This window comes from Candidatus Brocadia sinica JPN1, from assembly GCF_000949635.1.
In the GTDB taxonomy this organism is placed as follows: domain Bacteria; phylum Planctomycetota; class Brocadiia; order Brocadiales; family Brocadiaceae; genus Brocadia; species Brocadia sinica.
On the sequence record NZ_BAFN01000001.1, the window covers coordinates 3,948,140 to 3,970,048 of the forward strand.

26 protein-coding genes are annotated in these 21,909 nt (G+C 41.3%); 7 read left to right on the forward strand and 19 right to left on the reverse strand.

Annotated elements, in window-relative coordinates; translation table 11 throughout:
• Nucleotides 1-3 precede the first annotated feature (3 nt).
• The 11 genes from lpdA to BROSI_RS18255 all read right to left on the reverse strand — a co-directional run bounded on the left by lpdA (nucleotide 4) and on the right by BROSI_RS18255 (nucleotide 10,814).
• Nucleotides 4-1,437 (reverse strand): dihydrolipoyl dehydrogenase, encoded by a 1,434-nt coding sequence (gene lpdA / locus BROSI_RS18210; protein WP_052565419.1) that lies wholly within the window; start codon nucleotides 1,435-1,437, stop codon nucleotides 4-6.
• A complete protein-coding gene (locus tag BROSI_RS21090; protein ID WP_261338876.1) occupies nucleotides 1,438-1,566 on the reverse strand; it encodes a hypothetical protein in 129 nt (42 codons plus the stop codon). It lies immediately after the preceding gene.
• A gap of 42 nt (nucleotides 1,567-1,608) precedes the next feature.
• Nucleotides 1,609-2,034, reverse strand: a complete 426-nt coding sequence (locus BROSI_RS18215; protein ID WP_052565421.1) for a pyridoxamine 5'-phosphate oxidase family protein — start codon at nucleotides 2,032-2,034, stop codon at nucleotides 1,609-1,611.
• 95 nt (nucleotides 2,035-2,129) lie between these two features.
• The gene (locus tag BROSI_RS18220; RefSeq protein ID WP_052565423.1) at nucleotides 2,130-3,590 is read right to left on the reverse strand and encodes a B12-binding domain-containing radical SAM protein; all 1,461 of its coding nucleotides are present in this window, start codon (nucleotides 3,588-3,590) and stop codon (nucleotides 2,130-2,132) included.
• Between the two features lie 4 nt (nucleotides 3,591-3,594).
• Nucleotides 3,595-5,055 carry a phytoene desaturase family protein gene (locus tag BROSI_RS18225; protein ID WP_052565425.1) on the reverse strand — a complete coding sequence of 487 codons (1,461 nt, stop codon included), beginning with the start codon at nucleotides 5,053-5,055 and terminating at the stop codon, nucleotides 3,595-3,597.
• A 3-nt stretch (nucleotides 5,056-5,058) separates the two neighbouring features.
• The gene (locus tag BROSI_RS18230; protein ID WP_052565428.1) at nucleotides 5,059-6,300 is read right to left on the reverse strand and encodes a beta-ketoacyl-[acyl-carrier-protein] synthase family protein; all 1,242 of its coding nucleotides are present in this window, start codon (nucleotides 6,298-6,300) and stop codon (nucleotides 5,059-5,061) included.
• A gap of 54 nt (nucleotides 6,301-6,354) precedes the next feature.
• Nucleotides 6,355-7,581, reverse strand: coding sequence for a beta-ketoacyl-[acyl-carrier-protein] synthase family protein (locus BROSI_RS18235; protein WP_082059317.1), 1,227 nt, complete (start codon nucleotides 7,579-7,581; stop codon nucleotides 6,355-6,357).
• 12 nt (nucleotides 7,582-7,593) lie between these two features.
• Entirely contained in the window at nucleotides 7,594-7,998 is a 405-nt protein-coding gene (fabZ, locus tag BROSI_RS18240) for a 3-hydroxyacyl-ACP dehydratase FabZ (protein WP_200891789.1), read from the reverse strand.
• 128 nt (nucleotides 7,999-8,126) lie between these two features.
• Nucleotides 8,127-8,396, reverse strand: a complete 270-nt coding sequence (locus tag BROSI_RS18245) for an acyl carrier protein (RefSeq protein ID WP_200891790.1) — start codon at nucleotides 8,394-8,396, stop codon at nucleotides 8,127-8,129.
• Nucleotides 8,397-8,575: 179 nt separating this feature from the next.
• Nucleotides 8,576-9,193 (reverse strand): hypothetical protein, encoded by a 618-nt coding sequence (locus BROSI_RS18250; protein WP_052565436.1) that lies wholly within the window; start codon nucleotides 9,191-9,193, stop codon nucleotides 8,576-8,578.
• Nucleotides 9,194-9,302: 109 nt separating this feature from the next.
• Nucleotides 9,303-10,814: a hypothetical protein gene (locus tag BROSI_RS18255; protein WP_052565438.1), complete on the reverse strand. Its 1,512-nt coding sequence runs from the start codon at nucleotides 10,812-10,814 to the stop codon at nucleotides 9,303-9,305.
• 351 nt (nucleotides 10,815-11,165) lie between these two features.
• On the opposite strand from BROSI_RS18255, the gene BROSI_RS20130 reads away from it, so the two are divergent.
• The 5 genes from BROSI_RS20130 to BROSI_RS18280 all read left to right on the forward strand — a co-directional run bounded on the left by BROSI_RS20130 (nucleotide 11,166) and on the right by BROSI_RS18280 (nucleotide 13,942).
• A complete protein-coding gene (locus BROSI_RS20130; protein ID WP_082059417.1) occupies nucleotides 11,166-11,459 on the forward strand; it encodes a YkgJ family cysteine cluster protein in 294 nt (97 codons plus the stop codon).
• 119 nt (nucleotides 11,460-11,578) lie between these two features.
• Nucleotides 11,579-12,358, forward strand: coding sequence for a carbonic anhydrase (locus BROSI_RS18265; RefSeq protein ID WP_082059318.1), 780 nt, complete (start codon nucleotides 11,579-11,581; stop codon nucleotides 12,356-12,358).
• A 220-nt stretch (nucleotides 12,359-12,578) separates the two neighbouring features.
• Nucleotides 12,579-12,833: a Smr/MutS family protein gene (locus BROSI_RS18270; protein ID WP_052565442.1), complete on the forward strand. Its 255-nt coding sequence runs from the start codon at nucleotides 12,579-12,581 to the stop codon at nucleotides 12,831-12,833.
• Nucleotides 12,834-12,871: 38 nt separating this feature from the next.
• Nucleotides 12,872-13,351: a bactofilin family protein gene (locus BROSI_RS18275; protein WP_052565443.1), complete on the forward strand. Its 480-nt coding sequence runs from the start codon at nucleotides 12,872-12,874 to the stop codon at nucleotides 13,349-13,351.
• Nucleotides 13,352-13,387: 36 nt separating this feature from the next.
• Nucleotides 13,388-13,942 carry a bactofilin family protein gene (locus tag BROSI_RS18280; protein WP_052565445.1) on the forward strand — a complete coding sequence of 185 codons (555 nt, stop codon included), beginning with the start codon at nucleotides 13,388-13,390 and terminating at the stop codon, nucleotides 13,940-13,942.
• A gap of 71 nt (nucleotides 13,943-14,013) precedes the next feature.
• On the opposite strand, the gene cas1 is transcribed toward BROSI_RS18280, so the two are convergent.
• The 8 genes from cas1 to BROSI_RS21100 all read right to left on the reverse strand — a co-directional run bounded on the left by cas1 (nucleotide 14,014) and on the right by BROSI_RS21100 (nucleotide 20,453).
• Nucleotides 14,014-14,754 (reverse strand): CRISPR-associated endonuclease Cas1, encoded by a 741-nt coding sequence (cas1, locus tag BROSI_RS18285; RefSeq protein ID WP_082059319.1) that lies wholly within the window; start codon nucleotides 14,752-14,754, stop codon nucleotides 14,014-14,016.
• Complete coding sequence (locus BROSI_RS21095) at nucleotides 14,735-15,727, reverse strand: reverse transcriptase/maturase family protein (RefSeq protein WP_052565451.1); 993 nt, start codon at nucleotides 15,725-15,727, stop codon at nucleotides 14,735-14,737. The genes cas1 and BROSI_RS21095 overlap by 20 nt, the downstream gene beginning before the upstream one ends.
• A gap of 23 nt (nucleotides 15,728-15,750) precedes the next feature.
• Nucleotides 15,751-16,773 carry a CRISPR system precrRNA processing endoribonuclease RAMP protein Cas6 gene (gene cas6 / locus BROSI_RS18295; protein WP_052565453.1) on the reverse strand — a complete coding sequence of 341 codons (1,023 nt, stop codon included), beginning with the start codon at nucleotides 16,771-16,773 and terminating at the stop codon, nucleotides 15,751-15,753.
• A 509-nt stretch (nucleotides 16,774-17,282) separates the two neighbouring features.
• Nucleotides 17,283-17,468 (reverse strand): hypothetical protein, encoded by a 186-nt coding sequence (locus tag BROSI_RS18305; RefSeq protein WP_052565458.1) that lies wholly within the window; start codon nucleotides 17,466-17,468, stop codon nucleotides 17,283-17,285.
• An 837-nt stretch (nucleotides 17,469-18,305) separates the two neighbouring features.
• Complete coding sequence (locus tag BROSI_RS18310; protein WP_052565459.1) at nucleotides 18,306-18,689, reverse strand: four helix bundle protein; 384 nt, start codon at nucleotides 18,687-18,689, stop codon at nucleotides 18,306-18,308.
• Between the two features lie 307 nt (nucleotides 18,690-18,996).
• Nucleotides 18,997-19,281: a CRISPR-associated endonuclease Cas2 gene (gene cas2 / locus BROSI_RS18315; RefSeq protein WP_052565460.1), complete on the reverse strand. Its 285-nt coding sequence runs from the start codon at nucleotides 19,279-19,281 to the stop codon at nucleotides 18,997-18,999.
• Nucleotides 19,282-19,540: 259 nt separating this feature from the next.
• Nucleotides 19,541-20,203: a type III-B CRISPR module RAMP protein Cmr1 gene (cmr1, locus tag BROSI_RS18320; RefSeq protein WP_157842629.1), complete on the reverse strand. Its 663-nt coding sequence runs from the start codon at nucleotides 20,201-20,203 to the stop codon at nucleotides 19,541-19,543.
• 118 nt (nucleotides 20,204-20,321) lie between these two features.
• Nucleotides 20,322-20,453, reverse strand: coding sequence for a hypothetical protein (locus tag BROSI_RS21100; RefSeq protein WP_261338878.1), 132 nt, complete (start codon nucleotides 20,451-20,453; stop codon nucleotides 20,322-20,324).
• Between the two features lie 573 nt (nucleotides 20,454-21,026).
• Between BROSI_RS21100 and BROSI_RS18325 the strand changes: the two genes are divergently transcribed.
• Together BROSI_RS18325 and BROSI_RS18330 are read left to right on the forward strand one after the other, a co-directional pair.
• Nucleotides 21,027-21,575, forward strand: coding sequence for a DUF5666 domain-containing protein (locus BROSI_RS18325; protein WP_052565462.1), 549 nt, complete (start codon nucleotides 21,027-21,029; stop codon nucleotides 21,573-21,575).
• Nucleotides 21,576-21,598: 23 nt separating this feature from the next.
• Nucleotides 21,599-21,907: a YHS domain-containing protein gene (locus BROSI_RS18330; RefSeq protein ID WP_052565464.1), complete on the forward strand. Its 309-nt coding sequence runs from the start codon at nucleotides 21,599-21,601 to the stop codon at nucleotides 21,905-21,907.
• Nucleotides 21,908-21,909: the final 2 nt, after the last annotated feature.

Consider the following 21,909-nt stretch of genomic DNA (forward strand, 5'->3'; position numbering starts at 1 on the left):
AATTTACAAATGTATTGGTTTATCAACGACTGCATGGGCGGCTTCAGAAATGGCCTCAGATAAGGTGGGATGGGGGAATATCGTATTCGACAACTCAAAAGCCGTCCCCTCCAAAATTGCGTTCAGTGACATACCCCACATTAATTCACCCACGTTTGGTCCTATAGCATGCATTCCTAATATCTCACCGTATTTCTCATCAGAAATGATTTTTACAAACCCATCTTCATATTCACCATCAATAATGGCTTTACTATTGGCAATGAGCGGAATTTTTCCTACTCTTGTTTTGTACCCTCTTTTTTCTGCCCCTTCTTGAGTAAGTCCTATACTTGCTGTCTGCGGAAGGCAATACGTCACTCCCGGCATGTTCTGATAATTTATTGGGGTGGTTTCCTTGCCTGTGATGTGAAGGACAGCCAGTACTCCTTCGCGTGAAGACTTATGGGCAAGAAGGGGGGGGCCTGTAATGTCTCCAATGGCAAAGAGTCCATCCTGATTGGTTTCCATAACCTCATTGGTTTGCAGAAATTTTCCTTTAAAATGTAAGGACAATTTTTCTATCCCGATATCTGCTAAGGCTGGTCTTCTGCCTAAAGCGAGAAGCAAACGATCTGCTTTTATAAATTCCCTGTTTTCTGCTGAGGCGGGGGGGGGAGGCGTGTTACTTTTTCGCTGTATCTCCACGTTAACGCCATTATCAATGACAACCTTTTCTAAAGAGGTATTTGTCAAGATATCGATACCTCTTTTGTTGAAAATTTTTCTTAAAGCGGCGCTGATTTCTCCGTCTTCTGCAGGAAGGATGTCATTCAGAAGTTCTATGATGGTTACCTTAGTTCCAAGGACATTAAAAAGATGGGCGAATTCTACTCCCACAGCACCTCCACCGGCAATAATGATAGATTTGGGAATTTCTTCCCACAGCAAAATGTCATCACTGGTAAGCACGTACTTTCTGTCGTGTGGGATCTTATCAGGAATGAGCGGAACAGAACCCGTAGCCAATATAACATTTTTTGTAGTTATTTTGCCAATGTCCGTTCCATTTTTTTTGATTAAAACATTGCTTGATGATGTAAGCTGTCCCTCACCTGGAAAAACTTCTACGCCATTTTTCTTAAGGAGAAATTGCGTCCCCTGAAATAGCCGTTTAACGACTGCCTCTTTTCTCCGATGAAACTGTGGATAATTAATCCCTAATTTATCGACGGTAATTCCAAATTCATTTGCCTTGAGAAATCGCAGGTAGAGATCTGCGGAATGGAGGAGTGCCTTTGTTGGAATGCAACCCCTATGTAAACACGTACCGCCAACCCTGTCTTTTTCTATGAGAGCAGTTTTTATTCCTAACTGAGCAGCTTTTATAGCCGCTACATAACCACCTGGTCCGCCACCGATGATTACAAGCTCAAAGGTAGAGTTTCCTTCAGGCAATTATCCCTCCTTTTTCCAGGTGAATAGGATAACGAATATAAGCGCAATGGCGATAACCATAATCGCTTTTGGACTAATGTCCGGGATGACTGATTTTTCCATAGACAGGGATAATAATTTACCTATCATGATAATTTGCCTCCTTTTCAAATGAAAGATTTTTAGTAAAGATCATGTGCTCAAAAGATACTTATCAGAATGTGTTACTCTATGTAAATCCATAATATTTGTTATCTTTATCGTTAGTTGATACTCTTCTTGCGGATATTCTTTTTCAATCTTCTCTAACTCAGGTGCATAACCATTCAAAACAGCAACGATACTCTTTGAAACTGCCTTACCGATAATCTGATAACCCGTATCAGACTTTGCATCATAAATGGCGATGGATATATTCGGGGCTTTTTGGATATTTTCAATTGTTTTTTTGCAAAACCACGACTTGAAAGCTATATGCTTTGTATCAGGTAAAAAAATCAAGTCTTTCACTACTGCAAGATGTACCTCTCCCTTTTGATCAGAAGTTGCCACATAAAAGAGTTCTACTCTTTCAATAAAATTTTTAATTCGGCACAGAATATCTTCCGCTGATCCCATCGAATATAAAATCCATAACACAAAGGCACATCAAATGCATAACGATTGATGTGCCTTTGTAACCTTCTTATTTAGGAATACATAATTTGTTTATATTATGTAGTGACGGCTTCCATAATGGGTTTTAAAACAGGCGCCGCACTTGATTTGTAACAATCTTTATAATAATCGCCGGAGTCATACAATTCTTTTAAATTCTGCAGGACCTGTTCGAACACTTGTTTCCAGTCAGAGCCTACCCTGAACGCAAACATGGAGTTTCTTGGATTTTTCGTTGTTTTAATAGAATTTCTGAAACGTGTTCTCAAGTTATCACCTGCGTAAACATGATCATAAACATATTGCATGCCTTCAATAAAGTCTTCTAACGTCATATCCACTAACCGATGAACCACATGGGCAGTATCATAGTATTGCCAATCCTCCGGGTAATTTTTCCTGAAGATTCTCTTTTCTGAATCCAGTCTGGCGTAGAGTTGTGTCTTTGGGAACGGACAGTTGATGCCGAAGGTAAGAATATCAATATTATTCTCCAATATGAAATCAGTCATTCTTTTAAAGGAGTCTTTATCATCTCCATCGGCTCCAAACACTACTGATCCCCAAACAACTAAACCAGCGTCGTGTATCTTTTGGATACAATCAAAATAACTATCAGTACCCAACTTAAGATTTACCCGCTTATTCATCTTCTGTAAAACGGCCTCATTGGTAGATTCGATACCGATAAGCATACCAAAATTACCACTCTTGGCCATATAACCCAGAGTTTCTGGATCTTGGGAAATATTCAAGGCTGTGAACCCCAGCCAGTCTTTATGAATGCCGCGCTCTACCATGCCCTTGAAAAGATCCCGCGCCCTCTCGTTTGATTTTTTGCCATGCCCGTAAAAGTTGTCCTCCGCCAACATTAAACCTTTATAATCCGTTGCCGCCATCTCATCAAGAACATCCTCATAAGGTCTTTCCCTGAATTTTCTGCCTTGGAATGTGGGTACACTGCAGAAATCACAGTAGTTTGGACATCCTTTCGTTGTTACAATGGAGGAGAATTTATAATTATATTTTTTCTTCATGAGTTCTCGATTTGGATGTACCTTTTTCATCAGGCTGAGGGGGGGGAGCCCGCCTTGGTATACCTTTTTCAGTTTTCCTTCTTCAAAATCTTTTATGACCTGTGGCCACACCTCTTCTGCTTCACCCACAAAAACAGAATCAACGTAATTTGCTGCTTCTTCGGGCATTACGGATGCGTGTATTCCACCCATGATTACTGTCATCCCCTTTTTCCTACACGCAGCAGCAATCTTATAAGCTCTTGGAGATTGATAGGTAACCGATGTAATGCATACAAGGTCAACAGGTTTAAAGGTGATTTCATCGTTATCATCTATTGCCAATTCGAGATTTTCGTCAATAACGTCAAATTCCCAATCGCCTGGTGTAAGGGCGGCAACGTAGGCAAGATTCAAAGGCATCTGGACGATTACGGTAATACTCTCTTCACCATGCCTACCAGGCTTGTGTGGGTTAATCAACATCATTTTTCTTTTCATAAATTTACCTCCAATTCTCCTTCTCCATAATTAAATTCGCTACACCCCATCCGGAAGAAACAACAGCACAAATTCCAGGGCCAGGCCTTGTCCAATGACCAGCCAGATACAGATTATCAATCGGCGTCTGATGGGGAAGTCTATTATCCCATATTTGATCCACACCGACCTCCCAACCATAAGCGGCCCCATTGGTATTTAACGTGTACCGCTCCAGGGTTTTTGGGGTGGCTGCATCTTTTACTTCGATATATTTTTTTATATCAGGAACATATTCTTCCAGTCGATTTGTTGTCTTTACTATCATGCTTTCTTTAAAAGATTTCCAATCAGTAATATCTTTATATTTCTCTTTTTCCATATAAACAACTACAGAGATTATTTGTTTGCCCGCAGGGGCAAGATTTGGACATATCTTTGTCGGAATTGATACATACATCCACTCGGCATTCCCGTAACTTGCATCTGTGGCAGTATGATAAAATCCCCTTTGTAATTTGCTTAAATCTATGCCTTCACCTATGCCCAAATACAAAAGGAAAAAGGAACAGCTTTCCTTCATTTTTCGAATTCTTTGAAGGAACGGTGTATCTAATTTACATTCTAACAATTCAAAAAAAGTCTGTCGGGCATCAATGTTTGAAACAACCAGGTTTGAGTATATTTCTTTCCCTTCTTGTAACTTGACACCAACAGCAGTTTTGTCGGTACATAAAATTTTTTCGGCTTTGGATGATAACATAATATGCCCGCCAAAATCAATAAATTTCTTAAAAATTGCATTAGCAAACTCTTGTGTACCGCCAGCAGGAAAAAAGGCGCCATCTTTGAGATAATTGACCATCATCTGACACATACCAATAGCAGAAGTCTGAGCAGGGGGGAGCCCTATGTAACCCCATTGACCGGAAAGTATCATCTTGAGCTCGTCATTCTTTAAAAAAGCATTTAGCATCTCACCATATGTCTGGTTTCTGTATTTATCTATAATTTGGCTTTTCTCATTATTAAATGTAGCACGGTAGAGTTTTAGAAAATCCTGAAAGAAATGTTTAATACTATCTTTTTCCGATGGATAGCGACTCTGCAAGCGTACGATATAGTTGTCCAAATCGGCTGGAATTTCTATGGTAAAGTTGGGGAAGATCAAATGGTCCATTGGGTCGAGAGGATAAAAATCCATCTCTATCCCCAAAGTTTTAAGGCAACGCCCTACAATACCCCATTTTCCACAACCCCCAATATGATGAACTGCCGCATCAAAATTGAAACCCTTCCTTTTAAATGAAGTGCAATAACCGCCCGGGATGAAATGCTGCTCCACTACGAGTACTTTTTTCCCGTGTTTGGCAAGGAATGTACCGCAAACCAGACCTGCGATGCCCGCGCCAATCACAATTGCATCATAATAAGGATAGAGCCTATCCTTATTAGTGGATTGAATGCATCGATTGGAAGATATCATGAATTACGGCTTGTATTTGGAGATAATTAAGGATGAGTTGTTTCCCAATCGCGAGAAGGTGTTGATAAGGACATTTTTGACTGGCAAGACTCTTGCGGTATTGGCTACATAATCTAAATCACATTCAGGATCACGTTCCTTATAATTAATTGTGGGTGGAACTGTGTGTGTATTCATGGACATCACTGCGGCTATTGTCTGCAATGCTCCTGAGGCATCATAACATTCACCTGTCATAGACTTTATTGCTGTAACAGGGATGAGATTTGCCCTCATGCCGAAGACTTCTTTAATAACGCTGGTTTCCATTGCATCACCATAAACTCCAGAATAAGCATTGGCAGATATGTAAGAAATATCATTCAACGTCAGGTTTGCGTCATGAATGGCACCCGTGATAGCTCTTTTATTGCCGTCTATTTGATAATCTCTGCTAACAGTCATCTTAGGGTCAAATGCGGTTCCGTAACCCTTGATTTCTGCATAAATATGCGCATTTCTCCTGAGTGCATCTTCTAAGGTTTCAAGAATGACTAAAGCCGATGCTTCGCCAATGATCATCCCATTGCGCCTTTTGTCAAAGGGTGCACAAATTTCCTCAGTCCCATCCTTACTTCCCGATAATATTTTAGAATTATGTGCTCCCCAAAAGATGTCGTGGGTTAATCCGTGCACGCCTCCGGCAACTACAGCCTTTACCCGACCCATCCGAAGGAAATCAGAGGCGTAAATAATTGCATCGATGCTACTTGTTACGCCGTTTGAGATTGTTGTATTCAGTCCTGTTGCCTTGCAAAAAATAGAGGCACGGCTTGCCGGCGCATTCAGGACGGTGTTAGGAAAGTCCATGGGATTAACATAATTAGGGCCTTCACGCAAAGACTGAAAATCGAAAGAACTGATGCTGTCAATACTTCCATACGTAGAACCAACGACAATACCTAATTCGTCACCGTTGTAGGTATTATTTTCCAAGTTAGCATCCTTAATGGCAAGAACCGTTGCAGATGATACAAGAAGGGATGTTCTGTCAATATGACGAATTCCCTTTTGGCCAAGGTAGACCTTTGCGTCAAAATCAGAAATCTCGCCGGCTTGTTTACTGTGAAATTTACTTACGTCAAACAAGGTGATGGGTTTAATGCCCGATACCCCATTGGTTAAATTCTTCCAAAAAATTTCCTTATTACTCCCAATAGATGAGATAACTGAAACACCTGTAACAACAATCCTCGTTTTTTCCATTACAAACCTCTGTTATAAGGTACTAATTCAGTTCCAGAGAACTGTTTGTTTTTTTCACGTTCTACCAGTAAATTTTTTTACAACTAAACAGCTATTATTACCACCAAATGCATGAGCATTATTCAGTGCGATATTTACCGTTTGTTTTCTTGCTACATTAGGTACATAATCCAGATCACATTCCGGATCTGGTGTTTCATAATTAATCGTTGGGGGAATGATATCGTTTTGGACAACCAATGCACAGGTAATGGCTTCTATTGCACTGGCAGCGCCCATTGTATGACCAATCATTGATTTTATTGAACTAATTGCGAGATGCTCAGGTTTATCTCCAAATACCTTTTTAATAGAGATCGTTTCAGCTTTGTCATTGGCAGGGGTTCCTGTTCCATGGGCGCTGACATACTGGACGTCTTCAGGTTTTAGATTTGCGCTTTTTAAGGCTTTTTTCATAGCGGAGACAACGCCTTCCCCGTCGGGATGAGGGATAGTTATATGATAGGCGTCACAGCTAAGGCCGTAGCCAATGATTTCGGCATAAATATTTGCATTTCTCTCCATCGCATGATCAAGTGATTCTAAGAGAAGCATGCCTGCGCCTTCACCAACCATCATGCCTTTCCTGTTTTTGTCAAATGGCTGACATATCTCTGGGGCAATGGCGCCCAATCTGGCAAATCCTGTATAGGCAACCTTCGAAAAAGGGTCTGAACCGCCAGCAACCATCATATCCACACGCCCGAACTTAATCAAATCATAAGCATATCCAATTGCATAATTACCCGCTGCGCATGCTGTGGGGATAATAGTATTGGGGCCTTTGAAACCAAATTCAATGGCAACGTTAGCAGGAATATTATTACACGGATGCATAAGAAACAAATCAGGGTCTACTTTATCTTCACCCTCTTTGTGTCGTATATAATTGACTTTTTCCAGTATTTGTATTTCTCCCGCAGTAGTTCCTACAGAAACTCCAAACCTTTCTAAGTCAACGGTATGGATGTCAAGCCTGGCATCATTCAGAGCAAGCTTTGTTGCCGCAATCGCAAATTGAGAACCTTTGCCAATTTTTTTAAGGACGCCATTTTTTATATAATCGGAATACTTGAAGTTTTTTACTTCGCATCCTTTATGTACCTTATATCCGGAAGTGTCAATGCACGTCACATCATCAACACCAGATACCCCAGTGATTAGGGCACTCCAGAATGTGTCCTTTCCCGATCCGATAGGGGTGATCATACCTACGCCTGTTATAACCACACGTTTATTCATAAGATAATTTTATCAACTCGATATTAATGAGCTTTTATCTGCAATTCCAAAAGTCAGAGTTGCCTTAGCAACCGCTTTTTCATCAACCGCTACTGCTGCCTGAACGATGGCTCCCTTGGAGACAATCTTTTCTACAGTGATTTCTATGAAGATTTGGTCGCCGGGAAAGACGGGTTTTGTAAACCGAGCATTATTTACTGATGCCAATAAAAAAACCGTATCCCTGTTATTTTTGGTGGGGAGGCTCTTCCTGAACAGGATGATAGAAGCCTGTGCCATTGCCTCGATGATCAAAACCCCTGGCATGATGGCAAAGTCTGGGAAATGTCCAACAAAGACTGGTTCATTGCCGGAGACATTTTTTACACAAACAATTCTCTTTCCCTCTTCAAACTCAATAACTTTATCTATAAACAAAAAAGGGTATTTTTGGGGAAGAAGAGACCGGATTTCTTCAAAAAGCATCATTTACTGTAGCCCATCATCTCGTTCATCACAAAATATTAACCAATACAATATACATTCTCACCCTGTCATTTGAAGCTTTAAGATGAAAGTTTTCCGCTTTCTGCCAAGACAGATTTCGTTAGATCAATGGTAGCACTTAGGGATGTAATATCAACAAGCTTTTCTTCGGGGATTTGCACCTTGAATTTTTTCTCAATAAGTGCAAGAATTTCAAGGGCCAAAAGGGAATCAATCTCGAGGTCTTTAAAAAAATTTGCATCTCTTTTGTCCCAAATTTCTTTTTCATCTAGTTCTGTAACCTCAGCGACTATTGCAGTTACACCTTTTTCAATTTCTTCAGCGTTCAAAATCGTCATCCTCCATAATAAACTGCTCAAAACAATAAAGCAACCGCCGTAGCTAAAACTCAGCGGAACATAGTAGCAGACGTAGTTTCTCTTGTCAATAATATTTTGGCAATAAATCCGAAACGTCTGATAATGTATATTATGTTACAATGCAAAACCTCTTCTAGTTACCTTCACGATTATTTACTCCTTCTGAACATCCGCTTCTCTTGCCTTGCTTCTCGCCGTCTGTATTTATCCAATTCTCTCAATGCCTTATAGAGTTGCATTTCTAGTATTGTTTCATATTCAGACAGATCCGCGATTCTGTTTTTATTTTCGATTATTTTTAATGCCTTTAATTGTGTCAGTTCTTTGTCACTCCTTTTTCTGGTTCTAAAAAACCCTTGCTCATATTCCTGAATACATGATGACTCATACTCCATTATCTGGCTTTCAATCCTCAAGCATCGTTTTAACCGCCAGACACTTGAAACGATACGGTCTACAATAATCGATTCTATTTCATCTGAGGGTTTCAATACATTGAGAAGTCTGTTTCTAACCTCATCAAGGTCGGCCTTGCTTTCACCTTCTATCAATATTTCACTGCTAAAGATATGCTGTTTTAAAGCATCTTCCGTCTCCGTGGATTTTATTGATTCTGACGGCACCGCGCCTTCTCTCTTTTCCATTTTCGCAGCATGTGGTGTCTCAATTGACTCAACTATGGTACTCATTATTTTATCTACTTTTTCTTTACCGGAGGTTTCCTTATTTTTCCCCCGCAAAATATCTTCTTTTAATATTGCAGACATTGTTCCTCCTTTTCTTCTCAAAACATCTTTATTGCTTCATTATCATAAAAAACAAGGTATTTACCTTTCTACCTTTTTCTCCGCGAGAAAAAGAATCCCTCAAAAATTACTACGACGGCGTAATCTGTACTTCAGGCGTTGTTACTTCTTCAGGCGTTGCCTCTTCTTTTGGAGTTACAATTTCTTTCGGGGTTGCCTCTTCTTGCGGTGTTATCCCTGCCCTTACCGGTATAACTCTTACACTGAGGTATGCTTTAAGGTCTTCAGTCATAAACCGAATAGTGGCTGGCTCTTTTTGGGTTTCCTTGACACCCGTTACGGTAAAGACCACCTTGCCACTTGCGTCGGTTAATTCTGCGGACGACGAAAGGTCTATCTTACCACTGCCAACCTGGACAATTGCATCTACTTTGGCATCCACAGCGGGGCTACCGTTTTCGCATATCACCTTTACCGTGACCTGCCCACTCTTTCCCTGTTCAAGCACTAACTTCTGATCGGGTTCTATCTTTATTCTTCCAGGTGTACATGCGGTTCTCCGGACTTTTACCGCTAATTTTGCGGCAAGCTTCTCTGCCGTGAATTTAATTTCCGCAAGGTCCTCTTCTGTTTTTCTATTGCCCGTAACGGTAAAAACTGCTTTGCCATCTGCGTCTGTTACAGCAGTTGCGGGAGAAAGTTCTATGGCCTTTTTCCCTTTCAGCGTAACAGCTTCAACGGTAATGCCTGCGGCAGGAATGTTGCCTTTACCTATCACCTTTACAATAACATTGACATCCTTTCCTCTCACAACCACCACCTCCTGCCCTGGAATAGTTTGTATTGCTTTTGGCTCTAACTGTGTTGTTTCTGTGCCTTCCTCTCCTGCAACCGATTTGACTTTTACATCCAGTTTTGCCTTAAGGTCTCCAGTCATAAACCTGATTGAGGCAGGCTCCTTTTTGGTTTCCTGAACACCTGTTACGGTAAATACTGCCTTTCCGCTTGTATCGGTTAATTCTGCCGATGATGAAATGTCCACCTTATCGCTGCCAGCCTGAACAAGTGCATCTACCTTGGCATCCGCAGATGGACTGCCATTTTCACATTTTACCTTTATGGTGACCTGACCACTTTTTCCAGGCTCAAGTACCAATTCCTTCTCTGGTTCCATTTTTATACTTCCTGGCTTGCATTCGGTTCTTCGTACCTTTACCGTTAATTTTGTGGCAAGCTTCTCTGCCGTGAATTTAATTTCCGCAAGGTCCTCTTCTGTTTTTCTATTGCCCGTAACAGTAAAAACTGCTTTGCCATCTTTGTCTGTTACTGCACTTATAGGAGAAAGTTCTATGGTCTTTTTTCCTTTCGGTGTAACAGCATCAACCGTAACGCCTACGGCAGGAATATCACCTTTGCATCTCACCATTACTGTAACATTAACACCCTTCCCTCTTTCGACTACCAACTCCTGCTCTGGAATGGTTGTTATTTTCTTTAACACGCATTCTGCTGTTTCCGTGCTTTTTTTATCCTTGGATTTTTTTTCCTTTGCAATCGCACCATGAGGGGTGACTACTATGGTAAAGCCGCATAAAATTAGGATCGTTAAATAAAACATATGCTTATAATTCAACCTTTTCATAATATCTGTCACTCCTTGTTAAATTTTTTAACTTGTGTATCACTATTAGGTTAGATCAATATTATAAATTTTATATTTCAAAATACAACTCTAAAGTAATTATTATGCCGAAACGGTGTGCTCTGAAATTATGAACCGTTTTAGATGTTTCGCCGGTTTTTTGTAAATAGTTTTTCTTGCATTGAATCCTGGAAATTATTTAGAATACAGACGAACCACGATCAAATAAAATCAGGAAGTACCGGTCTCCCTTTGCCACAACGGTTGCCTGCAATAGCAGGAATCCTGAGAATTTTTTTGTTATTCCGGAAAATTCCTTATTCAATTTCTTTCTCAGCAGGAGGGTATAATGTGAAATGTAGAATAGGATGTGGCGCCTGTTGTATTGTACTATCGATTTCATCTCCCATTCCCGGAATGCCAAATGGCAAACCCGCCGGTGTTCGATGCCAGCAACTCAGTCCGGATAACCGCTGCATCCTCTTCGGCAAACCGGAAAGGCCTGCAGTTTGTTTGAGCCTTCAATCGTCGGAAGAGATGTGCGGACAAACTGCTGAAGAAGCATATGCCTATCTGGAATTTCTCGAACGATGTACTGCTCCCTCCTGCTCTTCTAATCACGAACTTTTAATTTTAAACAGATAATTTCCAAATTGACATGAGTTGTGCTGAAATGCTATAAAGAAGTAAAATATGGATAATATTTGTTATCTTATACCAGAGTAGCTTTATAAACTTAATCAATATTTTTGTAAGGAGGCAAGATGAAGACTTTTCAATATATTCTTTTAATGTCTGCTTTTGTATTCCTTCCCTTTATTGTAACAACATCTTTGTTCGCTGGCGTTGGTGAGCACATTCCTTCTGATCATTGGAATTACGAAGGTGAACAGGGTCCCGATCATTGGGGTGAGCTAAAACGCGAATATTGCAAGTGCAAAACTGGAGACATGCAATCACCAATCGGTATTTCTGTAACTGAAAAGGCCAAAATGGATGACATAATTTTTCATTATTACCCAACCCCGTTAAAAATCATAAATAATGGTCATACCATTCAGGTCAACTATGGAAAAGGAAGCACAATATCCATAGGTCACAAGAAGTTCGAACTTATACAGTTTCATTTTCATACACCGAGTGAACATATCATACACGGAAAACATTACGATATGGAAGCGCATCTTGTGCATAAAGGTGAACATGGAGAACTCGCAGTTATCGCTGTACTCATTGAGGCAGGCAAAGAAAATGCATTCATAAAAACCTTGTGGAGTAATTTTCCAAAAGAAGTGGGTAAAGAGCATATAGTCCCTGATATAAGGATATGTGCAAGCCAACTTCTTCCAAAGAATACGCAAGGATATTATAACTATACCGGTTCGCTTACCACCCCTCCTTGCAGTGAAATTGTGAATTGGTTTATCTTAAAGGCGCCGGTTGAGGTATCAAAAGCAGGGATAGGCAAATTTAGTTCAATATTTAGGTATGACGCAAGGCCGATTCAACCTGTTCATGGTCGGGTTGTCAGGGAAAGTTATTAAACCAGGCAGTCTTAAGTAGTTTTCCGTCATACACCGAGACACTAAAAAAAACTTAGTGTCTCGGTGGTTTTTTCCTTAAATATCTAATACATAAGCAAAGTCAGCCTCTTTCTCACCGCTCCTTAAACTGAGCCTATTAATTTTTTGGGCCAAGTCTTTCATGTATGTGCAAAAAATTATTTCAGTAGATAACCTGTAGAGCCTGGGAAGAAATATCTGTATGGCAAAATTAAAACTCGATCTGCACGACATCTGTAAAAAAGGATATTTAATCGAAAAAGAACTCAATCGTGTTATCTTTGAAGCCGTTGAGAAAAGGATTGCGCTGGTGGAAATCATTCCTGGAAAAGGAAGTGGGCAGTTAAAGAAGACTGTCTTACGTTTCCTTGGTCGTCCTGACATCAAAAAGCTTTATCACCGTATAGATAAAGATAGTGAAAATTTTGGAAGGCTTTTTGTGCATTTCCGGCATTAGCAGCGAATGTAGTTATTAAGAAAAGAAAGGCATAGAGAATGATTAGTATATTCCGAAAAGGTGCAGTATCAGAAGAGACCAGAGGTAAGGCAGAAGCAATGATCGAACCCGGAAAGGAGACCGAAATGAGTGAAGAAAATATAACGAACTTAACATCAGATGTTGAAATCAAAGGCACAATCAAGTTTAGCAGTATCATGAAAATTGACGGAAAGTTTGAGGGGGAGATGATAACAGATGATGGAGAGCTCATTGTTGGCAAAACGGGTAGTGTTAAAGCAAATGTTAAGGTAAAAAATGCCATAATTGAAGGTCATGTGGATGGAAACGTTATTGCGTCGGAAAAAGTTGAACTCAGAAAACTGGCGCAACTCATCGGTGATCTGAAAGCAAGAACCCTGGTTATCGAAGAAGGGGTTGTTTTTGTCGGAAATTGTAATGTAAATCCGGATGGATTCAAAACGGAAAATACAAATTCAAAGGAATGGAAAAGGGAATCGAAAAAGAATCTGGAATAATTTTTTGCTGTGGTTACGTCATAATAGATTTGAGTTATGAATTCTAAAGCAAACGAACTGCATGGAACCAGAGATATTGTATGTCCTTATTGCCATCACAATCTCATCGTATCGGTCCACTGTATTTCAATACCATGCCGTCATTGTAATCGGTATATCGATGTTAAAGCGGTTCTCTCACCACCCGAAGAAAAGAAAAAACTTTCCAGGGGGGACAGAAAGATTCTTTGTTACAAGTGTGGAAAGGAAATTTTTACAAACGCAAAGGCCCAGGCTGTGGTATGTTGTTATTGCTATCACCATAATGACCTGAGTGATTATAAGATAAAAGCCGTTTTGGGGAAAAATATTGAGACACACGGCACATTGTACCTGAAACGAAAAGGTGTAATAGAAATCTCAAGTATTCGGGTTGGGAATGCTATTATAAAAGGCAAAATTCATGGTGACCTTTATGCAATGGGGACTGTTGAGATTTTAAAACCCGGTGAAATCTGCGGTAAAATTACGTGCCGTAAACTAATCGTAAAAAAAGGTGGAATATTTAATGGAAGTGTGCGGATGTTAAATGCAAATACAAATATTTCATAAACTGCACTATACAGTTTTGCACATCTTTTAAAGATGTGGTAATTGAAAAATTCGATCTTTTTTATTTCCGTTTATCTTTTCCATCGGTAGAAGGAAAGCGAATTGTTCTCGATCGCCCATTTTTTCAGCGTTATTGTCTGGATATAGATGTCTTCCTTGAGTGATAAGGTATCTTTCGGGCTTTTTTTCTCCATCTCTGCCTCAAACTGTTCTATAAATTTTCTGACGGCATCTTTTTTCAGAATGAGCCCCCTCTCAGCCTCAACAAAATCATCCCGCGTAACAACCTTCAGATTTATCAGACGGATAATAAACCGGTCAATCCTTGCCCTGAACAGCTCTTCAATATCACATACAAGCGATTCATAATTATCCTGCGGGCTGTGCAAAAAGCCCAGGTAGGGATTCAGGCCAACTGCCCTCACCGTGGCGTTGATGCGGGAGAAGAGGAGGTAATATCCAAAATTTAACAGGGCATTCATGCGGTCGGGGCTCCGCCTATCCCGCTTCAGAATACGAAAGGATTCGTCATCGATAAAGTTGTTCAGCCTCTGGTAAATCTTCTTTGCCGCAGCCCCCTCCAGGCCTCGTACCTGCTCAACATCCCCGGCCTGATACATCTGCTGCATCACCCCTTCGAGTTCATTGATAAACAGATACTGTTCCTTACGAAATCTCTGCTGAAAAAGGGCAAGGTAATTCTGTATCTTGCCGGCGGCAAATTCCTTTGCAATACAGAGCGCCTCGGTATCCGTGAGTGAATAATATTTTTTCCCGTGTTCGTATGCAATGTCATAATATTTTTTTTGAATCGGGCTTCACCGTTGTGATGTAATATCCGGTGCCCAGCGCAATGGTAAGCGGAATATTACCCTCCGTACACTTCCTCAGGAGGGCTGTGGAAAGGACGGTCTTTTCCATGACCATGATCTCACTGATTCTTCGCAGGGGGATGGTCTCCACAATCTTCCTGTTCTTGCAGATGTCAATCGCATCGCCATTCAGCGATAAAAACAGATACGATTCCACAATGTACAATGGTTTTTTCAGCAGCTTGGTATCCTCCTCGCCCTCTACCACAACCGCCGACCGTTCGAACCGTATCCCCAGGAACTGAAACCCATCCTTCATGGACCTGATAGCGGTCTTTTCCTTTTTTATCTTCAACCCCAGCTTCGAGAGATACGCCTCTGTCTCCGACAAAACGTCCTCTGCATCTTTCTTCGTCTTTGTCAGAATAATGAAGTCATCCGCGTAACGCACCAACTTTACGCCACGAGGAGTATGTGCAGGTGCAGCCCTGGATGGGGTATCCTTGCTATCAGAGGCAGTCTCACCGTGCTCATCAGGGGATAGCAAACCCCACTGCTTTATCTGTTCGTCAAAGGAATCCAGATAGAGGTTTGCAAGGATGGGAGACAGCGGACTACCCTGGGCTAACCCCTTTACCCGTTCATGATAAACGCCATTCAAAATATATCCGTTTTTTATGAACTTCAACAGGATCTTTTTCAAACAGCTATCGTTCTGCGGGATATAGGAGTCGAGCAGATGCGCCAAAATATTCAAGTCTACAGAAGGAAAAAAGTCCTCGATATCCGACTCGATCACATACTGGTACCCTTCTGCAATGGCGGCCTGAATTATCTCAATAGACCTCTGTCGCGAAACTCCTCTCCTGAAACCTATGGACTCTGCTTCAAAAAAACGGTCGAAGGGCGCAGAAATGATCTTCAGGAGGTATTGCTGGACAATCAGGTCCCTGAACGGTATCTGTTCGACCATCCGATCAACACCGTTCTTTTTCTTTATCGTAAATGCAAGGAGTTAAAATAACCGGGAGACTCTTTGTGCATCAGATAATATCCCTGGGAATTGGAGAGTTTTGCGCCAATATGCACCTCGCTGCCCAGCAACAAAAATGGCAGGAAGTCTTTGAAATTGCCCTTGATATAGAGTTTCCCCACGCACCCGTTGATATACTGTGTCTGGCCGGGTTGGGACACGGAGGCATGGCGTATCTCGGTATAGTTCCAGTAGTATGGAAGGATGGAAAACCGGTCATCCTGACTGTGGTAAACAATCTCCCTGCCAAACAGCCGTGAAAATCTCCTTTCCAATGACCTGATAAAAGAGGTTTTGGCGATATAGGTGCGGGGCTTGCCTTTCCCCGGTTTAAAGGGAAGCGGGGTCAGGAATTCCAGGCAAATTTCCTCTTCTGTATGCTGAATGTCCATTTCACTAGCAACCTGCCCGATGCTGCGTTCCTCAGCTTCAGCCATTTCGACAATCTCAAAATTCCTGCCCGTTACCGGGTCAGATAGATACGACTGAAAGGCATTCCGCCACTGTCTGACATACTCAATGCCTTTTCTAAAAAAATAGATTTCGAGTGAAATCTTGTCGTACTCACGCATCTTAAAGCTGTGTTTCCTGCCCCTGGCATGAAAAATGATCAGCGGCTCATGGGTATTTCCAGCAGCCAGTCGCGCCGCCTGGAATTTCTCACCAGCCATCTCACTTCGTTCTGTTTCCTCATCCCCTATCGCCTTTTCCCCGGGCACAGGGGAAATATCCGCTGATGAGTTAGCAAATTCCCTTACCATCATCGGGGGAGGATCGGGGTGGACTGGTGCCACCTGTGTTTCAAGGTTGTGTGATGATGCGGCAGAAGGTCTTGATGAAAGGGGCAGAGAGACTCCTTTTATAATAGCCTGGAACACGGAAAAGGGGTGGGCGCACATCGCTGGCAGCGAACGAATATTCATTACGGTCACCGACAGGCGATGCCAGCGCAGCCCGGAAAAGGGATGTGGATAGGGAGAATCCATGGGAGTCTCATGCCTCATACGAGGTAACTATTCAGCGTACTTTCGTCCGCAATCACTACGTGTAAACGAAATAGTAATTCTGTAATCCCAAAGGGATGTCATTATGATAGCACACGGTTATGCAATTATGGTTAACCCCGTAGGGATGGTATGGCATCATTGATTCTTGCGATATTTCACCCCTATGGGGTTGAATATGGTGGTGTGTGTTTTTTCCTATAATCATGTCATCCCTTCGGGATTTTCCCATCCGCCCGTTTCTCCTCTTAGCTCTTACAATGCAGAGAAATTATCCTCTGTCAGTTTTGCCAAATAGTTACCATACGACGGAAGAATTCATGAGGTTACCGACCTGCTGCAAAAAGAATAACAAATAAAATAACAAATCTTTGGAAGTTGTTTTATATGGTTTAGTATTTTGTTTCGAAATGGATTCGCAGCAAGAGGATTATTTTCCGCAATGAAAAGAATGATGTCTCGAAAGTCCAACCTGGCAGTGGGTGACCATTCTATTTCGGGATCCATGATGAAGATTCATCTTCAATTTGACTATGAGGAATTCCTTTCCCTTCATCCAATTCTTTTAATGCCATTCGGATTCCAGCAACAAACTCTATGCGTTCTTTGACGTCTTCCCATGTGGCGTTATCAGGGAAGCTTTTTATGGTATCTATAGCTATTTCCTTTATTTTCATGGAGCGTAGTGTAGCAGATTTATTATCAAAATCAAGTCAAACATTTTTCAGAGCAAGGGTTGTCCTCAGGACATTTTATGCGAACCAACTACCCTTCTGCAGTTATTCAATAGCCGTGGGATGCGGGTTTCAGTCCCCAGTAGTAGGAATGTCCTTTCAGAGCACGCTTATGAGAGGGAAAAGGTCACATAACGAGCATCTTAAAATTTTCGTAACAATTTAGTATTTTGAAAAATCTCAAGAGAAAGCCGTGTTTTGCTGGCTGTATCAGGGCAAATATACAGGGAGAGGCAGATTCAAAACAGGTCTTTGCAATTTCCAAATCCTGAAAGGATGTCATGATTATAGCCAATTGAACCATTTTTGCCCGTTAACCCCGCAGGGGTGACATTGGTTTTTTATGCCGGTGTAATGGTAATTTTATTTCACCCCTTCAGGGTTGTGCATTTTATCTGCCTATAGTTCTATAATCATTTCAGCCCTTCGGGCTTTTTTACCGCAGAACGGATTTTGTTTTTCTTGTGTGTGAATACCTCCAGGTACGCACCTGCAGAGAAAGGTGTTTTTCAAAAAGCTAAAGCCGAACAACGAATTTCGAATGATGCGGTCATCTTGTCCTTCGACATTCATAATTCCTTGTTCGATATTCGTTATTTGACTTCCGGGAAAACATACCAAAAACATCTGATTGCTTGCGAAAGAACATCATTTCTATTGTTTCAGTTCCTACCGGCAGAAATGTCCTTTCAGATCACACTCTCTGAGAGGGAACGCTCCATAAACACTAATGTGAAATGATTGAGAAATTGAACCGTCTGATGAATATCGAATATCGCATTACGAGGTTTTCTTATCCTCCTTTTGCTTCGCGGTTTTTACGCTTGTTACAAAAATCGAAATCAGCTCATTATTCTCATGAATTAAAGGTTCAAGCTTTGACGCCGGCTTTATAAGACTGGCTTTTACAATCATCAATAACCATATTCTTGTTTCACGCAACTCCTTAAGGCAGATTTTCATCTTGTGGATAAAGTCAGAACGAGATTCTGCACTTTGAGCTTCACCATAATTGGGAGCAGGTGATGTACCGCAACGAATGAGTTGTCCGGCAATGTGATTTCCCGCCCTTGTTTTTGGCAAGGATTCCGCTGTACGAATAATCCTGACGGCAAAATCTATTAAGCGTTCCTCAAGATCAAATATTCTCTTATCCTTCGACATTCATTATTCCTTGTTCGATATTCGTTATTTGATTTCCGGGAAAACATACCAAAAACATCTGAACACTTGTGAAAGCACACCTCTTCCAGAGTTTTAGTTCCTACCAGTAGGAATGTCTTTTCAGACCCCCTTCACTTCACAAGCTATTATTTGCCGATATCTTACATCGGCAAGATTTAGAACCTCGCCGCAAAGTAGTGTCAATGGGTCATTTTTCAGGGAGGTTCTAAATGGACGTAGCAGGTTTGCTGCTGTGAGAGGAGTCACTGGAGTCGTTTGAGGGTAAGTACCGATGGAAAAATCCCGTTTATATAATAAATGCATGACCGTCATCAATATCTGCCTTTTTTGTCTGACCGATTACGGTATCCTTTGATGAATATTCTAATCGATACACCTTGATAAATCCAGTCTTTATGTGCAGTTTTTCTAACCGGTCGATCAACTCGTTCCTTCCCCTCTTATTCAGCCGGCATTCAAAGACGCTCTTCTGGATACGAAACCCAAATCCCTTGAGTACCTTGTCCACCTTCCCCCGCTCTGTATCGGAGGTGATGTCATACACCACGGCATAATCAGATACCCCCCTCATTCATGTATCCTTTATTCGTGAGTCAACCCTGTCAGGGTTCAAAACCCTGACAGGGTTAATCGTTTCCAAAACGTGTCCCTTATACAATTATAGGTAACCTCGTAGGGGTGGCATGGTGTCATTATTTTCGCAATATTTCACCCCTGCGGGGTTGAATATTGTGGTGTGTGTGTCCTATAATCATATCATCCCTGCGGGATTTTCCCGCCTGCCCGTTTTTCCTAATCGGCTCTTAACTATTCTGAGAACATATTCTCTGTCAGTTTTGCTGAATAGTTACGTTTGACTTAGGAAACCATTCCTTCAAAACATTCAATCCGTCATTAAATGTTTTCCACCAGTTATCTCCGGATTGAACACCATGGGCAATCCTCAACATGTTACATTCATCCCACTGACAATTTCCCCATGACTGTAAAGCCACAGTCCCAAACCCTCTCCGTGATCGGCTCCCTAATCCGCCAATATGACCAAGCAGCCATAACAATGCCAGGATGGAAACTTTCTCTTTATCTTTTGGCTTATGGTGGAAAGCTAAGGTTATGTGAATATCTGCATTGGGAGGGATATATTTCCTTCTGTTACCACCCATACACATGGAAAAAGAAAGATAACGGACTCCATTTTTGTTTGGATAATCATCATGATTCCACTCTTTATTATCTTTCATAGAGTCATCTTTTAATCTTATGGAAAAACATCCCTGTCCAGTTCCTGCACTTCCAAAAATCTTTTCTTCCCATGTTGGAGAATCAGGCTTTCCCGACTCAACCCTTTCATTGTAATCTGCATCAATCGCTCTATACCAGAATCTCATTGCCCCTTTGATGGAAGAAGCCCGCAACTCTGCTTCTTCATCCGGTTTAGCGCCGCCAAGAAATAACGGCGTAACGGTCTTCAATGTTACGGTGAACTTTTCCATAGACATATGCTATTCCCTGTACAAAATTCTTATAAATAGAGTTTTTGTTTCTATCCGATTGTCGCTGTCGTTTTGCCCATGATAATAATTCCTTTACCACATTCCCATTCCTGTGCTTTCAATGGTTTTTGGGCCTGCCAAGTGGAATCTCTAGGGAAATGGGGACAGCGCTATTTCCCATCCCTGCAACTACGTAATTGGGCAATGGGTTTGTGCCGATGAGAAGAACCAGATCAGTGAAGGTATGCATGGGTGATTCCTTTGTGTAAGGTGGCAGAATGGACGCATACAGTAATTCCCCGAATCCATTTTCAGAATTTTATATCTATTTTGAGGAAAAAACAAAACAAAAATTGATAGATACCCTTCCTTATATCAAATGTAGCTAAATTTTCATGAGTAAGAATTTTCTGGACAAATTACGTTTGACATCTCATTCAAACATGTGATACTTTAAAATCCATATTGTCTAAAGATAGTTGCTTGCCGAGGAAACGATTTATGGGTCTTCATTTGAGGATATGGCTGTCGCGTAACGGGTTTGGGTATTACACGCAACTTCAACTGAGAATTTGTTTCCGGATCTAAAGGAATGGGCATTTCCTGTGAAAGCTGTCACGGCCCTAGTGAACGCCATATCTCTGGAGGTGGTGGAAAGGCACGATATATCGTCTAATACCATTTTCAAGGGGGTTTTGGTAATCGCAAACTTCGGGTTATATTGTTTTCACTGTACAAAGTGGAAGCACAAATTGAAAATGCAAAAATGAATAATCCGTAAATACCATGATAATTTACTATGAAGTTTTGAAAGGAGTGGAGAATGAAGTGTAAAAATATATTCGTTACCGCTGTTCTGTTTCTTTTCTGTTTTAGTGTACCAGCCGGATTTGATTACGCCAGTGCTTATGAGGATCATCGTCATGGCAATCATAATGGCCATGACGATACGCATGGCAGGGGCAAAACCGGAATACGAGGCGTGGTAAGCTCGGTATCCGGGTCAACAATCTCAGTCCTCGGTATGGATATAGATGCAAACGCCGCTGAAATAGGATTAAGGGATTGCGATTCCTCACTGAGCGTTGACGACATTATAGAAGGCGATATGATTGAGGTAAAAGGGAATATGAAGGATGGATCGTTTGTTGCCAGTATAATTAAAATAGAGGGAGCCGGGAAGCTGGAGGGAACCGTGGAGGCTGTAGACAGCGATTCTATCACTCTCCTGGGCAAAGAGATTGATATTACATCCGCCAGATGCATTAAAGGAAAACCCACGGTAGGGAAAAAGGCCAGGGTTTACGTGAGAAATTCGGATCCTGGTTTAACAGCCCTTGCCGTCAAAGCTACAGGGATCATGGGACACTAATTGCAGGAAGGAGATAGTGATTTATGAACAGCATTTTACGTACAGCATTAGTAATAACCTGTGTCGTTGGTTTCCATAACATGTTTATTGGTAAAACCCTATGGGCCTGTGCGGGTTGTAACGAAGTAGGGGAATATCCAGTTCAAAAAAAGACAAACGGGAAGAGTGAAAAGGCCGAGACGGTAAAAGATCCTGTATGCGGCATGGAAGTCAGTGATATCAAAAAGGCTCCCAGGGAAGAGTATAATGGGAAAGTTTACTACTTCTGCGCGGAACATTGTAAAAAGATCTTCAAAAAAGACCCTGGGTCTTATAGAAAAGAGAAACCATGATC

What these genes read in the sequence shown, in the direction of transcription:
- BROSI_RS21090 (WP_261338876.1), bottom strand. Translation starts at nt 1,566, where the DNA reads ATGATAGGTAAATTATTATCCCTGTCTATGGAAAAATCAGTCATCCCG.
- BROSI_RS18215 (WP_052565421.1), bottom strand. Translation starts at nt 2,034, where the DNA reads ATGGGATCAGCGGAAGATATTCTGTGCCGAATTAAAAATTTTATTGAA.
- BROSI_RS18220 (WP_052565423.1), bottom strand. Translation starts at nt 3,590, where the DNA reads ATGAAAAGAAAAATGATGTTGATTAACCCACACAAGCCTGGTAGGCAT.
- BROSI_RS18225 (WP_052565425.1), bottom strand. Translation starts at nt 5,055, where the DNA reads ATGATATCTTCCAATCGATGCATTCAATCCACTAATAAGGATAGGCTC.
- BROSI_RS18230 (WP_052565428.1), bottom strand. Translation starts at nt 6,300, where the DNA reads ATGGAAAAAACGAGGATTGTTGTTACAGGTGTTTCAGTTATCTCATCT.
- BROSI_RS18235 (WP_082059317.1), bottom strand. Translation starts at nt 7,581, where the DNA reads ATGAATAAACGTGTGGTTATAACAGGCGTAGGTATGATCACCCCTATC.
- BROSI_RS18250 (WP_052565436.1), bottom strand. Translation starts at nt 9,193, where the DNA reads ATGTCTGCAATATTAAAAGAAGATATTTTGCGGGGGAAAAATAAGGAA.
- BROSI_RS18255 (WP_052565438.1), bottom strand. Translation starts at nt 10,814, where the DNA reads ATGAAAAGGTTGAATTATAAGCATATGTTTTATTTAACGATCCTAATT.
- BROSI_RS18265 (WP_082059318.1), top strand. Translation starts at nt 11,579, where the DNA reads ATGAAGACTTTTCAATATATTCTTTTAATGTCTGCTTTTGTATTCCTT.
- BROSI_RS18270 (WP_052565442.1), top strand. Translation starts at nt 12,579, where the DNA reads ATGGCAAAATTAAAACTCGATCTGCACGACATCTGTAAAAAAGGATAT.
- BROSI_RS18275 (WP_052565443.1), top strand. Translation starts at nt 12,872, where the DNA reads ATGATTAGTATATTCCGAAAAGGTGCAGTATCAGAAGAGACCAGAGGT.
- BROSI_RS18280 (WP_052565445.1), top strand. Translation starts at nt 13,388, where the DNA reads ATGAATTCTAAAGCAAACGAACTGCATGGAACCAGAGATATTGTATGT.
- BROSI_RS21095 (WP_052565451.1), bottom strand. Translation starts at nt 15,727, where the DNA reads ATGGTCGAACAGATACCGTTCAGGGACCTGATTGTCCAGCAATACCTC.
- cas6 (WP_052565453.1), bottom strand. Translation starts at nt 16,773, where the DNA reads ATGGATTCTCCCTATCCACATCCCTTTTCCGGGCTGCGCTGGCATCGC.
- BROSI_RS18305 (WP_052565458.1), bottom strand. Translation starts at nt 17,468, where the DNA reads ATGAAAATAAAGGAAATAGCTATAGATACCATAAAAAGCTTCCCTGAT.
- BROSI_RS18310 (WP_052565459.1), bottom strand. Translation starts at nt 18,689, where the DNA reads ATGTCGAAGGATAAGAGAATATTTGATCTTGAGGAACGCTTAATAGAT.
- cas2 (WP_052565460.1), bottom strand. Translation starts at nt 19,281, where the DNA reads ATGAGGGGGGTATCTGATTATGCCGTGGTGTATGACATCACCTCCGAT.
- cmr1 (WP_157842629.1), bottom strand. Translation starts at nt 20,203, where the DNA reads ATGGAAAAGTTCACCGTAACATTGAAGACCGTTACGCCGTTATTTCTT.
- BROSI_RS21100 (WP_261338878.1), bottom strand. Translation starts at nt 20,453, where the DNA reads ATGCATACCTTCACTGATCTGGTTCTTCTCATCGGCACAAACCCATTG.
- BROSI_RS18325 (WP_052565462.1), top strand. Translation starts at nt 21,027, where the DNA reads ATGAAGTGTAAAAATATATTCGTTACCGCTGTTCTGTTTCTTTTCTGT.
- BROSI_RS18330 (WP_052565464.1), top strand. Translation starts at nt 21,599, where the DNA reads ATGAACAGCATTTTACGTACAGCATTAGTAATAACCTGTGTCGTTGGT.